Annotated in this window: 9 protein-coding genes; 2 read left to right on the top strand and 7 right to left on the bottom strand. The window is 39.4% G+C overall.

All coding sequences use genetic code 11. The features are described from left to right. The first annotated feature begins 4 nt into the window (after positions 1–4). Together HMPREF2794_RS08440 and HMPREF2794_RS08435 are read left to right on the top strand one after the other, a co-directional pair. The gene (locus tag HMPREF2794_RS08440) at positions 5–2,077 is read left to right on the top strand and encodes a glycoside hydrolase family 127 protein (RefSeq protein WP_055269362.1); all 2,073 of its coding nucleotides are present in this window, start codon (positions 5–7) and stop codon (positions 2,075–2,077) included. 10 nt (positions 2,078–2,087) lie between these two features. Further along, a complete protein-coding gene (locus HMPREF2794_RS08435; protein ID WP_070751323.1) occupies positions 2,088–4,640 on the top strand; it encodes a hypothetical protein in 2,553 nt (850 codons plus the stop codon). A 244-nt stretch (positions 4,641–4,884) separates the two neighbouring features. Here the strand turns inward: HMPREF2794_RS08435 and HMPREF2794_RS08430 are convergent, their stop codons facing one another. From HMPREF2794_RS08430 to HMPREF2794_RS29465, 7 genes are all read right to left on the bottom strand, one after another. Continuing rightward, positions 4,885–6,597 (bottom strand): arylsulfatase, encoded by a 1,713-nt coding sequence (locus tag HMPREF2794_RS08430; protein WP_010536218.1) that lies wholly within the window; start codon positions 6,595–6,597, stop codon positions 4,885–4,887. Positions 6,598–6,607: 10 nt separating this feature from the next. Beyond that, on the bottom strand, positions 6,608–7,969 hold the full coding sequence (locus HMPREF2794_RS08425; RefSeq protein WP_010536217.1) for a sulfatase-like hydrolase/transferase: 1,362 nt from the start codon (positions 7,967–7,969) through the stop codon (positions 6,608–6,610). Positions 7,970–8,223: 254 nt separating this feature from the next. Beyond that, positions 8,224–9,216, bottom strand: a complete 993-nt coding sequence (locus HMPREF2794_RS08420) for a DUF4973 domain-containing protein (RefSeq protein ID WP_010536216.1) — start codon at positions 9,214–9,216, stop codon at positions 8,224–8,226. A gap of 19 nt (positions 9,217–9,235) precedes the next feature. Further along, the gene (locus HMPREF2794_RS08415; protein WP_010536215.1) at positions 9,236–11,293 is read right to left on the bottom strand and encodes a RagB/SusD family nutrient uptake outer membrane protein; all 2,058 of its coding nucleotides are present in this window, start codon (positions 11,291–11,293) and stop codon (positions 9,236–9,238) included. 14 nt (positions 11,294–11,307) lie between these two features. After that, positions 11,308–14,388, bottom strand: coding sequence for a SusC/RagA family TonB-linked outer membrane protein (locus tag HMPREF2794_RS08410; RefSeq protein ID WP_070751322.1), 3,081 nt, complete (start codon positions 14,386–14,388; stop codon positions 11,308–11,310). Positions 14,389–14,415: 27 nt separating this feature from the next. Beyond that, on the bottom strand, positions 14,416–15,909 hold the full coding sequence (locus tag HMPREF2794_RS08405; protein WP_022301403.1) for an IPT/TIG domain-containing protein: 1,494 nt from the start codon (positions 15,907–15,909) through the stop codon (positions 14,416–14,418). 18 nt (positions 15,910–15,927) lie between these two features. Beyond that, the coding region (locus HMPREF2794_RS29465) for a glutaminase domain-containing protein (protein ID WP_246839596.1) at positions 15,928–16,102 on the bottom strand (175 nt) is incomplete at its 5' end.

Genomic DNA, 16,102 nt, shown 5'->3' with positions numbered 1-16,102 from the left:
AATTATGAAGAAACACCATTTTACACTGTTATTGGCATTCACATTATGCAACTTAAGTGGCAAGTATACAACAACATATGCCCAAAAGCCGATGGGTAAAGTGACTTTCATTGAAGCCAGAAAGGTACATATAGATGATTCTTTCTGGTCACCGAAAATGGAATTATGGAAACGTGTTACCATTGACGACGTATTAAACAAATTTGAAGGCAAACACGTCAATGAGCCCGGCAATCACAATACATTAAGCAACTTCGACCGGGTAACCCAAGGCTGTACAGGTACCGGCGGTCACGTAGGACCGCCCTGGTTCGACGGACTTATCTACGAATCGATCCGAGGCATTGCCGACTACCTGATATTATATCCCGACAAGAATCTGGAAGCACGGGTTGATGACTACATCAATCGCATTGCAGCCGCACAGGCTACAGATCCGAATGGATATATCAACACCTACACTACTCTTGACGAACCGGAACACCGATGGGGTGAAAACGGGGGATTTCTGAGATGGCAGCATGAGGTATATAACTCCGGTATGCTGATAGAAGCCGGCGTGCACTATTATCTGGCCACCGGAAAGACGAAATTACTCTCCGTAGCAACGCGTCTGACAAACTACATGTGCGAATACATGGGAGAACAACCTAAGAAGAACATCGTCCCTTCACATTCCGGACCGGAAGAAGCAATTATTAAACTGTATTGGCTGTACAAACAGCATCCGGAGCTAAAAACGGAACTTGAAGTGCCTGTCAATGAAGACAACTATTGGAAACTGCTCACTTTCTGGATAGAAAACCGAGGACATCACTGTGGATTCCCCTTATGGAAGAGTTGGGGTAACGAGAAAGCAGAACGATGGATTAGGGAAAACCAATATGCAGAAGCGCAATACAGCCCTCACTCCCGCCCTTCCTGGGGAGACTATGCACAGGATTCCATTCCCGTATTCGATCAACAAACAATAGAAGGACATGCTGTACGTGCAACTTTACTGGCAACAGGCATTGCTACCGCCGCACTTGAGAATCATTCTTCAGCCTATGTAGAAACAGCCAGACGGCTGTGGGACAATATGGTCGGTAAGCGAATGTTTATCACCGGAGGTGTGGGGGCCATCCATGAAGACGAGAAATTCGGTCCTGATTATTATCTTCCCGCTGATGCTTATCTGGAAACTTGTGCTGCCATCGGCGCCGGTTTCTTCAGCCAACGTATGAATGAGCTGACCGGAGAGGGAAAATACATGGATGAACTGGAAAGAGTACTTTATAACAGTGCATTGACGGCTGTTTCCCTTTCAGGCAATCAGTATACGTACCAGAATCCACTCAATGCTGAAAAGCATAACCGTTGGGAATGGCACGGCTGTCCTTGCTGTCCTCCCATGTTCCTGAAATTTACCGGAGCATTCCCCGGATTTATCTATTCTCACGATACCAAGGGGATTTATATCAACTTATTTGTAGGCAGTGAAACACAGATTCAGCTAGGTAAAGGAAAGGAAATTCAGCTCAAACAAGAAACCGAATATCCGTGGAACGGGACTGTACAACTGACAGTCAGTCCCCTAAAAGCAACCCGATTCCCACTTCGAATACGCATTCCGGGATGGGCACAGGGAATAGAAAATCCTTATGGTTTGTATGAATCTGATCTGAAGGATGAGATTAAACTCTACGTAAACAATCAACCTGTCAATCTCAAAATCAAAGATGGATACGCAGAGATTGACCGCAAGTGGTATCCTAAGGATAAAGTAATGCTGAAACTCCCGATAAATCCGCGTATTATTACTCCTAACCATCAGATCAAGGAACTGAATCAACAGGTTGCATTAGCATCCGGTCCTGTGATTTACTGTATTGAAAGTTGCGATAACCCGAACCTCAATCAGATGAGAATAATGCCAGAGACTCAATATGCTATTGGCAAACAACATCAGCAATTCCGCGATGTAAACATCATACAAATAAACAATAATGAATGGTCCGGAATAGCAATTCCTTACTATATGGTAGCAAACAGAGATAAAAACAGCAGTCATAAAGTATGGCTCCCTTTAAAATAGAAACACTAATATGAAAAACAAAAGATTCTTATTTATACTCTTATGCAGTATCTTGATGACAGGTGTTCATGGCGAAAATCCACCGGCCAAAGTGGTATTTGAACAATATATGAATCAAGCTCAAACCTTTGCTGAAACTTATCCACGCGAAAAAGCTTATCTGCATTTCGACAATACAAGTTATTATGTAGGTGACACTATCTGGTTCAAAGCGTATGTAACTCTTGCCGAGAAACAAGTTTTCAGTTCAATCAGCCGTCCTTTATACGTGGAGTTGGTAGATCAGGCAGGTCACATAGCCGACAAACAGATTATCAAATTGACACAAGGAGAAGGAAACGGTCAGTTTGTATTATCCAAATCAATGTTGTCAGGCTATTATGAAGTACGTGCCTACACCCGCTGGATGCTTGCCTTTAACGAGCCGCATTATTTTTCACGTACTTTCCCTATTTATCAACTGTCAAACAGCGATCAGCTGGAACGTAGCATCAGCACTTATGAATTAAGCCCTTCTATGGAAACAAGACCGGAAGAGACTAAAGAGAAACTGAGTCTGCGTTTCTTTCCGGAAGGAGGACAACTGGTAGAGGGGCTTACATCACAGGTAGCTTTTAAAGCAGAAAGTAAAAGTGAAGGTGAGATTAATTTATCAGGTACCCTGTATACCCAAGAAGGACAAGAAATCACTTCTTTCGAGACTTTACACGATGGAATGGGATGTTTTGAGTACACACCTTCTGCTAAACCTGCTATAGCCAAGGTAAACTATCATGGAAAAGATTACAAATTTTCGCTTCCTAAAGCATTGCCCAATGGATATGTTTTAAAAATAAACAACAATGCCGGAGCGATCTCGGTAGAGGTAGCCTGCAATGCTTCGACCCCTCAAGACACATTAGCAGTTTTCGTTAATCACCAAGGACGTCCATATGCTTATCAATTAATCAGTTGCCAAGTAAATAAGCCTCAGAGTTTCACCTTGCTATCCCGTAAATTACCGCCAGGAGTCTTACAAATCAGCCTCATCAACCGTGCAGGAAATACAATAAGCGAACGATTCGTATTTTCCTCTCCTCGGGCACCTTTGCAAATATCTCCCAATGGACTGAAAACAATATATGCCCCATACGCTCCAATCCGCTGCGAACTTCAAGTAAACAATGCCTTGGGAGAACCTATCCCAAGTAAGTTATCGGTGAGTATCCGCGATGCCCTCCGTTCGGACTATTCAGCATACGATAATAATCTTTTCACCGATCTTCTTTTAACATCTGATTTAAAAGGCTATATACATCAACCGGGATATTATTTCACAGAAGCTTCTCCCCGAAAGCAGAAAGAACTGGATATACTATTATTGGTGCATGGATGGCGCAAATATGATATGAGCCAACTTATCGGAACGACTCCATTTGTTGCCAATCAGGCTCCTGAATCTCAATTAGTGCTATATGGACAAGTAAAGTCAACTATTCTCAAAAATAAACTAAAGAATATAGACCTTAGTGTAATGGTCAAAAAAGATGCGAATATTATTACCGGGCAGACTGTCACAGATGAGAACGGGTATTTCAGCATCCCGATGGAAGACTTTGAAGGAGAACTGGAAGCTATCATCCAAACCCGAAGAGCTGGTAAAGAACGGAACAAAGATGCTTCCATCTTTATTGATCGCCATTTCTCACCAGCTGTCCGGGCTTATGACTACAGCGAACTACATCCCAAGTGGAGCAGCATAGATCGCTGGCAGCAACAAGCAGAAAAGTTCGACTCTCTGTATATGGATTCTGTCCGCCGGGCAGACGGTCTTTATCTATTGGACGAAGTTGAAATTAAAAGCAAGCGCCGTTCCAAAAGTACAAACATGACTACTAAGATCAACGAGCAAAGTATTGATGCTTACTATGATATACGACAATCAGTAGATAAGCTCCGTGACAATGGGAAAGTGGTTACTACGATTCCTGAATTAATGGAAAAACTAAGCCCTCTCTTCCATTGGGATCGAACAAATGACACCTATACTTACCGTCAAAAACCGATCTGCTACATTATGGAGAACAGGATTCTATCCGAAACAGAAGTCAAAATGATGTTGACTGAAGTAGATGGATTAGCCTCAATCATTATCGGTAAGGGTAGCGGAGGAATTAGTGACGAAATCATTCAGAACACAAAACTTTCTAACTCAAACGATGTGAATATATCGGAATTAGATAAATATAGCATCTTTTATCTGATTCCACTACCCAGACATAACGTTTTGAATAAGCATGAAACAGCCGCTCTTGGAACCCGTCAAACGATGATACAGGGGTATACTCCGGCATTAGAATATTATTCTCCCGCTTATCCGGACAAAGAATTATATAAAGATCAGGTTGACAAAAGACGGACGCTTTACTGGAATCCGTCTGTGCAGACAGACAATAACGGAAAAGTGGTCATCGAGTGTTATAACAATCAATATTCCACCCCATTAATTATCCAAGCCGAAACATTGAGTAATGATGGTAAAATCGGCAGTATGACATATTCTACAATGGGAGCATCCCAATAAGATACAGATACTCACAATGAGTATCGTTCCTGCTATAACTAATATCGCCCCTGATTTCTAAAGAACCAGGGGCGATATTAAATAATTTCAATTGGCAGTTACATCATAACATCTCATCTACTGCCATAGATACCTCAAGATCAATCTACTCTTCATCTGTCCTTCTTTCATTTTTTCGGATGTTTAGGCAGAACAAAGTTCGCATGCGCCCAACGTTCCCATTCCTTGCTATTTTCATCCCTACTTATTCTTCCATTCTCTTTACGCTGTTTTTATTTCTTTTTTGGCCCGGATATGGTTCTACCATACAACGTTTCGCCCATGCTTCATAAGCATTCACCATTTCGCTCATCTTTCCCGGATATTTATCTGCCAGATTATATTGTTCACTACGGTCTTCATTCAAGTTATACAACTCCCATTTGGCATTCTCACCCGGACGGACCAGTTTCCAACCGTCTTTGGACAGAAAGGCACGTTCATTGAAATGTTCGAAGCCCAAATAATCATGTCCCTCTCGATGACCTGTTTTGAAAACAGGAAGCAAACTCTTTCCTTCCATAGGGGTTATATCGTTCCCTTTGTATTTAGTCGGATAAGTAGCACCTGCCATGTCTATACAGGTGGCCATGATATCCATTACATGACCAATCTCAGATGTCATACCTCCCACATTCTTTTTAATCCCTTTCGGCCAATGCGCAATCATCGGAGTACAGATACCTCCTTCATAAGACTTGGCCTTCCAAAAACGGAACGGGGTGTTGGCAACATTTGCCCAGCGAGCTCCCAATGAAGCATAGGTAGTTTGTGGCCCGGGCAATACCTCTTTGTTATGAGGATACACCATCTTCTCCCCTTTGCGAGTCATATCCGGGCGGTCATTCTCTCCCGGAGAGTAATTCTGACAATTTTCATTGCTACAACCATTGTCAGAGAGAAAAAGAATCAGTGTATTATCCAGCTGACCGGTCTTCTCCAGCGCATCAACAACCTGACCAATTCCACGATCCATACGGTCGATCATTGCAGCATGCACAGCCATTGCACGGGCATCCCATTCCGCGTGTACATTGTCCTCCCATCTGTCCTTGAACTGACGTTCAGATAAAAAGTCATCCATTCCCGGAAATATTCCCAGTTGTTTCTGACGCTCATAACGGGCATTGCGTATAGCTTCCCAACCAACTTTATAAGTATCCTTATATTTTTCAATATCCTCAGGCAAAGCGTGTAACGGCCAATGTGGAGCAGTATAAGCCAAATACATAAAAAACGGTTTATCGTCTTTGGCATACTCCGTCACTTCTTCTGCAGCACGATCTGAAAGTGCCTGAGTAATATAGTATCCTTCCGGCACTTCTTTTACAGGCACCTCTCCTTCAACCAAGCTGAACGGGTCAAAGTAGTCTACTACTCCATAAATAGTTCCGTAATGAGAATCGAAGCCACGGTTTACCGGATAATGACATAAATCTGAATAGGTGTCATGGTAAACATGATGTGCCAGCCATTCACGCTGATCTTTACGCAATGGAGTTTCAGCAACATGCCATTTTCCGATCATACTGGTAGTGTAACCAGATTCTTTCAGCACTTCGGCTATCGTAACCGCATTACGTGAAAGTGTACCACGATACCCGGGCAGGTTATCATCAAAAGTCATTCGTCCGATTCCTGCCTGATGCTGATACAGTCCGGTCAGCAAAGAAGCACGGGTGGGACAACTACGACTGGCATTATAAAAATGGTTGAAGCGTACTCCTTGTTGTGCCAGTTTATCAAGGTTAGGTGTATGGATTTCACTGCCATAACATCCTAAATCAGAATAACCAAGGTCATCTGCAAGAATCACCAGTATATTGGGCCTTTTATCAGTTTTTTTCCCTTTTGCGTTTGCAACGGAATTGCCGGCTATCATCAGTGCTGCCGGTAAAAGAAAAGCTTTTGAATTCATGTATTTTTAATTAGCGGTCTGTTTGCAATCCTTTATCTTTATTTCTGGCATACCATTCGCATACTTTCTTGCTTAGTTTTGCTACTAACTCTGAATGTTCTCCAGCTATATTATTTTTTTCGAATTTATCCTGTTCCATGTCAAACAACTGCGGATCGCTTCCATCTCCATTCACCAACAGTTTCCATTTGCCACTGCGTATAGCCAGATGCGGACTTCTATCGTAAGGATTTCCAGGAAACATAAAATGCTTATTCCTACCGAAGTCCCACATTAAATCAGTTTTTCGTTTGGCTTCCGATTTGCCGAGCAGAACCTTCGCATAATTCTGTCCATCGCCTTTATAATTCTTTTCTGTTTTTATTCCGGCTACAGAACACAAAGTAGGATATAAATCCACAGCACATAACACTGAAGAATTGTTCACCTGCCCAGGTTTTATCTTCTTTGGATATTTAACAATAAACGGCATACGGATACCACCTTCATAAAGACTATTCTTAGTTCCTCTCAAATAAGCAGAGCGAACAGCTTTAAAACTAGGCGCAGGCCCATTGTCACTAGTGAAGATGATAATTGTATTTTCTGATAATCCCATATCATCCAGTGTCTTTATAAAACGACCGATTTGCTTATCCATCTCCCCAAGCACAGGCGAGAAAGCCTCTTTCGTTTCCCAACTTTTTCTTTCTTTTTGTTTAAACTCCGGTACCCATGGAGTATGCATATCATCTGGCCAAAGATTGAGAAAGAAAGGAGTCTCTTTATGACGCTCAATAAAATCAATACTCTTATCTACAAAATATTCCGTACGTTTCCAGCGTTTTACACTGTCATTATCACACCAAATCCATTTAGAGGCCGTTATTGCAGGGGCCGGATCGGGACTTTCATAGGTGGAAAGATATTCATCGAAACCATAATTTTTGATAGAAGGCGCATTATGTACATCACGCCCGCCTCCCATATGCCATTTACCGATGTGCCCGGTAGCATAGCCCGCATTCTGAAAGGCACGCGCCATCGAAGGAAGTTTGTCATCCAGATAATTACGTTGTTCACATCTTTTGTTACTTGCTTTATCATTGAGGAAAGTATTAATTCCTACCTCAAGTGGGAAAAGCCCTGTTGTCAACCCGCAACGGGACGGCGAACTAACCGGAGCAGAAGAATAATATTGATTGAACAGTATTCCGTCCTGTGCCAGTTTATCAATATTGGGTGTCGCAACAAACTTGCCTCCATAACAACCAATATCACCTATGCCCATATCATCAATATAAATAATAACTACATTAGGAGGAGTTTCTGCCTGCACACTCACAAGAGGAAGTAAAGCGCTAAGCCAAGGTAAATGTTTTTCTATATTCATTATTGTTCTGATTTAATTAACTTCGTCCTTTTGATGCCTCATACAAAAATAAGAAAGTTATTAAAGAATAAATGAAAAACTCTGACCAATAAAGAACAATATCTGATAAAAAACACCTAAATATTCAAGAGATCTCTAATATCATAGAAATTCCTCACTAGGTCTATTAAATTAAATGTTTCTCAATTATGTGTACAAAATAGAAGGATGCACGAATATTCGTACATCCTTCCTCAAATAATTCATAGAATAGATTACCATTCTATAGCTTGATCTTCATCCGGGATCTGAGTATTAATATTACGTTCAAGTGTCAAAACCCCCGTCACATAATAAGGAATTTCTTCATTGGCAGAAGTATAATCTACAAACTCATAATCAACACTAAATGTAACATAACGATGTAGCAAATATGGACGAGTAACATCCGGAACTTCTGCAATCGTATAAGATGTTTCCTTTAATTGGTTCAATTTAATTTTATCATTATCTGATGTAATTTTCACCAACTTTTCTCCATCCGGTTCAAAGTGGAACTTTATTTTGTATTTATCGCGATCAATCAAGTCTTCATCCATTGCACCGGCATAAAAGAACACCGTATTCTCATCAACCACATATGCAGTACGTGTAGTAGTAGGAATAGCCTCACTTTTATCAATACTCCCATCCCTGTTTTTAATATACACCTGCATAGCAGTTGTACTGTACGTACCGGAATAATCGTTGAAAGGTAATACACGTAATAATGCTTTCGCATAATTTTTACGTGGATGTCCTTCATAGTTGTACGAAGGATCGTCTGCAATACTTAACGGCAATACCCACTTCTTAAACAAATCAATATTATCCAGATTAAAAGTGATATCTAACAGAGTAGAAAATGTACCTGCCGGAATATCCACTGTAGAAGGAAATGCATAGCGATTACTTTCCAGTGCTACATAATAAAGATCTTCACGTCCAAAGCGAGCCGCATTTAAAATATCCAATGTATCTGTATCTACTGCAATATGAACTGTACGATCCTTCCCATTTGGAAGAGAGCCACTTACAATCATAGGTAATCTATAAGTAGCTTCACCACCTTGCTTGTATCTTACATAAATATCAGTTACTCCTTTATCACCAACAGGTGCTTTAAATGAGATATACTGTTCATATTGTTCTTCGTCCCACTCACTATTACATGAGATAACTAACACACTCATGGTTAGTATCATTAAATAAGTATATATTTTCTTCATGTCTTATCAATTCTTCTAGTTAATCATTATAAGTCCATCCCGGATTCTGAGTCAACATCTTATTACGCTTCAACTCAGAATGGCTAATAGGCCAAAAATACATTTTCCGTGAGAAGTTAGTCGGTAATGACGGAATAGCAACTGGAACATGAAATACATCTCTCCACTTTTCTGTCATCAAAGTATTGCAACCATATATGGGTAATGATTCTTCTACTTCAGCATCTTTCCATCTGCGAATGTCATAGTAACGATGTCCTTCACCCATCAACTCAATCTGGCGTTCACGTTTCAATTTTTCGCGGAAAAGATCCTGATCTTCATATTCTGATCTAGTATAATCAGGTATTCCAGCACGAATACGAATAGGCTGAATACCCTTCTTCATCTCATCAATATTACGTTGAATAGTATATTGAGTTTCCTCATCCCAAGAAGCAATATTATAGTTTCCTGTTAATTCATTCAATGCTTCCGCATAAATTAACAAAATCTCAGCATAACGAATTGCAGGTTCTGCTTTTTTACGAATATATTCCTCCTTTTCGTCTCTATTGGTATCATCGGGATGTACAAACTTCATAACCCCAATGCCTGTCCGTAACCAGAACATCGTATTTGTATATCCATTTCCACCACCTCTATAGTAGAAAATTTGCTTATCTTTATTTGCATCGTTCGGCTCATTCAATAAATACCATGTTGAACCATTATAAGCAACTGACGCATAAAAACGAGGCTCACGTCCTACATACTGCATACTAACACCCACTCTGTTATTGCCTAATTCCGGATACTGATCTTTATTTTCATCTGTCACAAACCCTTCAGCACGGGGATTAGGATCAATACGTTTGGCATATGCCGGATAGTCTATATATTCAGAATCTTTTCCCGGACAATTCTTACCATCCTTCATGTAGTAAGCATCACATTGCTTTTGTGTTAGCCCATGGGTATTCCAGCCATTAGCCGCACGTGGCAATTGATGTCGTACCATCACATTAATACCCTCCGTACTTTGATTTTGTCCGCGTGTAAAAATCAGTTCCGGATTATCAGAAGCATTCACATTACCATTAAATAATGAACGATAAGATTCATATGGATCGATATCTTTATATCCATCAGGCCAGCTCTTATTCACGAAGTTACCATCATCATAAGGAGGAAGTGTGGGAAGATATCCGGTACCAACTTGTTCGCTGGCAGATTTATGATATAATTCATAGCGTGTTCCACCTTCAAGTTTCATAACATCAAGGGCAGCCGCAGCAGCTTTCGCCCATTTTTCCTCATTGTATTCCTGTGCTATCAAGTTCCGTCCATTACGATCAACTAAATCGGTAAACTTCTCTGTATCTCCTGGACGAGGATTATTGATCGGACTTGCAGCATAAAGCAGTACCTTTGCACGAGCAGCTAAAGCAGCACCACGTGTCGGACGAGCGACATTATTAGCTCCACGTTTTGAGGGAAGATCCCGAGCTGCAATTTTCATTTCTGAGGCTATATAATCAGCGCATTCATCATACGTATTGCGTGGTATGGCAAGTTCTTCATATTCTTTTGTATAATCCAATCCTTCTTCTGGTAGCAAAGGTATTGGACCATATTTTCGAAGTAGTAACCAATAATAATATGCTCTAACAAAACGTGCCTGTGCTTTCAAATCAGCTCGTTCCTCCTCAGTAAACTTCATATTTTGGTCTATATTCAATATAAAAATAGAAGCTTGGCGTATCCCCTCATAACATGATCCCCAAGGACCTTGTTCCCAGTTCTCATCATATTCACCGTTTTTCCATTTCTTATACTTATCATCACGGTCACCAAAGTACATGTCATCAGCAAAGCAATACATAGTATGTCCTTTACTGGAAACATCCGCATTACTACCAGTCAAATGTTCAAATGCATTTGCCAGCCACTCTTCTGTATAATCTCTACTAGAGAATACATCTTTCAAACTCATACGATCCTTAAAATAGCGGTCAGCATCAAGTTGGTCTGCACAAGAGGAAAGTCCTAATCCGATTCCTAAAATCGCAGATAGTAAAATATATTTTTTCTTCATCAGTATAATCTAAATTATAAGTTAACAGATAATCCTAAAGTAAATGATTTTGCCAACGGATATTCCGTTCCTGTAGAACTTCCAAGTTCCGGATCCCACAACTTAAAGCTGGAGAAGGTTAAGAGATTACTTCCACGAAGGAACAAACGGATATTGTTGAAACGAATTTTATTAACTAATGGTTTGGGTATAGAATATCCTAACTCTAAGGTTTTCAAGCGTAAATACGAACCATTCCGTAACCAGTACGTAGACTGACGATAGTTGTTATTATTCCCACCATAACTTAAACGAGGATATGAAGCATTGGGATTTTCTGTAGACATTGTTCCCGATATTTCATGTTCAATCCAACGATTAGAGCCAGCAACATCAGCTAAAATATTTCCCCATTCACCAGAACTAAATGCATATACAGTCGGCCCATCTATAAAAAAGGATGTCTTACCAGCTCCCTGAAAATGTACATTTACATCCAATCCTTTCCAGCTTGCAGAAATACCGAAACCATAAATCATATTAGGCCTGGTTGTTGCACCAATAGCTACCTTATCACCATCATTAACAACACCATCACCATTCACATCTTTATATTTGATATCTCCTGGCTGAACTGTACCAAAATCTTGTCTCGGGCTATTACGAATATCATCATAGTCTTTGAATAATCCTAAAGCAATTAAACCTTTTGCCTGATTTACACGATAATCTCTTTCCATTTGATAAGGATAAACATTGTTTTCTTCATCCTTTTCCAAAATGGTATTCTTACTATACGTAATATTACCACGTACCGTTATGTCTACCTTATTAATCTTCTCCCGATAAGCAAAATTACCATCAAATCCCTCCGATAATACCTTACCAACATTTGCCCGTGGATTGCTTCCAAGTCCTACTATACTAGGAAGATATTTACGTTCCATCCAAATACCTTCTCGCTGCTCGTGGAAATAATCGACAGTAGCAGTGAATTTGTCATTAAACAAGGCTAAATCTACACCTAAATCGTGTTTTGTTGCGATTTCCCATGTAGCATAATTGGAAGCCAAATCTGTATAGCGTTTTCCTGAATATGAATTACTATAATTATAATCAGCCCAAGTATAACCAGTACCATCTCCAATAGTATACAAATAAGGGAAACGATATTCATCATTACCAATCTTTAAAACATCGTTACCTACTTTACCGAATGAGTAACGGATTTTAAACATATTCATCCATTTAAAATTCTTTTTGATAATAGGTTCCTCAGCCACATTCCATGCAACAGATACTGCTGGGAAAAAGCCAAAGCGATGGCCATCCGCAAAGTTCTCAGAGCCATTATACCCGAAATTAAAATCTGCAAAATAACGATAATTCCAATTGTAACTTACGCGTCCTGCCAATCCTAAATGACGACGGGCTATGCCTTTCTTCAGATCTTCACCTGTACCTACAGTAAACACTTTAGAATCTTGATTAAATTTCAAAATTCCACCGACATGATGTTCTTTAAAGCCCCGGTTGTAGTGTAATTCCGCTTCGAATATTTCGTTACGATTTCCTTCTGCAGAACTCGTCTGTTTCATTTTCTGCTCTTCAGTGACACGATCGAAAACTATTTGTCCATTTTCATCACGAAAACGTTGCGCCTTATATTGTTCCGGCCATTTAATACGGTCAATATTATTTTTATTCCAAGTATCAAATCCAAAGCGACCTATAAACTTCAATCCCTGGGTTATAAAATCCAACTTTTGTTCTAATGTAATATTAGTTTGTATTGTATTCTCCCAATGTTCTTTGTAACCAGTTTGTGTAGCAAGAACCCAAGGATTTGTTCTTTCACCAGTACCATAAGCAGGTACATAGCCATTAGAATACATCACAGGAACACTAATCGGATTTTGATACATCAAAGATTTCCAAACATCACCGGACAAGCCAGGTTCATTATACTTTTTCAATGAACCAGAAACACCAACCTTTAGTAAGGTCGTTTTCGTAATATCGATATCTGTATTTAAACGATAATTCCAAGTATTAGCATTCGCATTAGTATTATAATCTTTTCTTAATGTTTCATCTGTTTTATACATACCATCTTCTTTGAGATAGCTTAATGAAACAAAATAGCGCGCTGTAGAACCGCCACCATTCATATTCAGATTAGCACGATAAGTCATCGCTCCATCCTTCAACAAAAGATCTTTCCAGTCAACATTCGGATATAAATCAGGATCTAATCCCATGCGTAAAATATTTAATTCATCTTGTTGATAAATAGGTTCCTGATTACGAGTTATTCTCGACTCATTCATCATCGAAGCATATGTATATCCATCCACAAACTCTGGTGTAATTGTACGTGTATTATAAGAGGTCTCTACTTTTGCATCAATGTTAATTTTGCCAGGCTTACCATGTTTAGTGGTAATCAAAACAACACCATTTGCGCCACGACTACCATAAATAGCAGTTGCAGAAGCGTCTTTCAATACAGAGAAGTCTTCAATATCTTCTATATTTACATCATCCAGATCACGCTCAAAACCATCCACCAATACAAGTGCCGATGTACTGGCACCAAATGTGGAGATGCCACGAATCCAGAATTCAGAAGTGTTTCTACCTGGTTGTCCAGATGTCTGCATGGCAAGTACACCAGCTACATTACCAGCTAAAGCATTGACAACGCTTCCATTTGCAGTATGCATCAAGTCAGATACATTAACCGTTGTAATAGCACCTGTTACTGTCAATTTTTTCTGTACTCCTGTACCTGTAATTACGACCTCATCCAGCGAACTGGCTGCCGATTCTTTCATCGTTACATTTACTACACGCTGTTCTTTTATTAACACTTCTACCTTATCAAAACCTACATAAGAGAATATAAGTCGCTGATATGGTTCTATAGCTATTTTATATTTTCCATTTATATCAGTTATAGCTCCCAAACCTGGAACATCTTTTACCGCTACATTTACACCGACCAAAGGCTCTTTCTGCGCATCAGTCACAACTCCTGTCACTACTATGTTTTCTGCCCATGTACTTATTGAACAACTTAGCAGCAATATACATGTTATTAAAAAATATCTCATATTTACATGTGTTTATTCATAAATATATCATTCCACTACAGTGTTCTTCTCTGGATTCTCTTCATCATCCCAATTTTCAAGACCTATTCTACGAATACTATGATTTTCAATATCACCGACATAGAATACATTGTTTATAGAGTCATAAGCTATTGCGGCAGGCTGATCAAAGCGAGCCTCTTCACGCAAATCGCCATTCACATTTCCATATGGTTTGTCATTTAACCCGGCACTTCCACGACCTGCAAAAGTCGTTACCAATCCTTCTGGAGTTAATATACGAATACAATGATTATGGCGGTCACAGAAATAAAAATCATAGTGATCTGATTTTCCTTCATCTACATATTGTTGATTCTTGACAAAAACACCTTGATAAGGACTATTCAGACGGGCACTTGTTCCAACCTTGTCTTCCCAGCCTGATTGCCCAACTTGCCCACACAGTAAATAGGGTGTACCAAAACTCTTTGTTTCTTCATTATAATTAGTCCGCATGATATAATGCTGATTAATCACTACAATATAAGCATAATTGCCTGTAGGATGAATAACCATATTAAACTCCCAATTATTATCTTGGATGGACCCCATATAATCACGATGTGCTATACTATTATCTTTTCCAACTCCCCATTGTCTATAATCGTACCGATAAATATCTCCTTTGGTATAACTATTATAATACAACTCTTTATTTCTAGGATGGATAGCAGAACCATTACATTGTTTACCGGCAGCCAATACTTGGAAACTTGAAAAATTGTCTGCACGTGTTGCATAAACATTACTAACGATATTGATATCCGGATCACCTCCACTTCCTCCATCATTAGCAATAATCATCGTATCTCCATCAACTGTCCATGTAATAGTACGCATACGTCCTAAATCTCCTCCAGTCTTCAATCCAGTACTAATTTTTTCATTTTTTAGATCAAAAATGCGCAATGGTTTACCGTTATCCTGAGCCAAGTACAGGGTGTTTGGATAATCTTTAGGGTCAAATGAAAACCAAGTTGGTTCTGCCACACCATAATATTTTGTAAATGATTCGGCAAATGAGCCATCCATTGGTTCATAATGTCCATCCTCTCTTTCCTTTCCATATAAAGTAGAAACCAGAATTTTACGAACATAGGTAAATTTATCTTTAGCTTCTACTGTTTGAGCATCCGAACCTTTTCCAATTGTCAGAATTAAGTTTCCCTCTTTAACTTTACCAGGAATCATACAATAAATACTATTTCCTTTTGCATTAATTACAGGAGCCTTTTTACCTCCAATTGTCACGTCTATAATAGAAGTATCAGTACCAAAATTACTCCCATTAATTATCACGCGTGTCTTAGCTCCTCCCTCTTTGGGAGTAAAATCTGTTATTTCTATTGGTGTACCAGGATCATAAGGTGCGGTTTCACCATCATTGTCATCCTTACAACTCATGAAGCAAAGAGTTAACAAGACTAATAAGAACCAATGGGTATTCCAATGCCCTCTCTTCATTATTCTACATTTCATAATAAAACTAGATTTAATTTATTGATTGTTCAACATTTTATCTGTCAGTACCTTCATCCAATGTCCTCCAATAACCGAACGAGCCTTGAACCCTGTCATCTGAGCTGTTTTTGTATCATACCAATCACTAACAGGTACCCGTGAAACCGTTTCATTGATATATTTATAAAGAGGATCTACAAACTTCTCAAAA

It is taken from the genome of Bacteroides sp. HMSC067B03, assembly GCF_001811315.1.
GTDB lineage: Bacteria > Bacteroidota > Bacteroidia > Bacteroidales > Bacteroidaceae > Bacteroides > Bacteroides faecis.
This window is presented reverse-complemented; position numbering and strand designations above follow the sequence as displayed.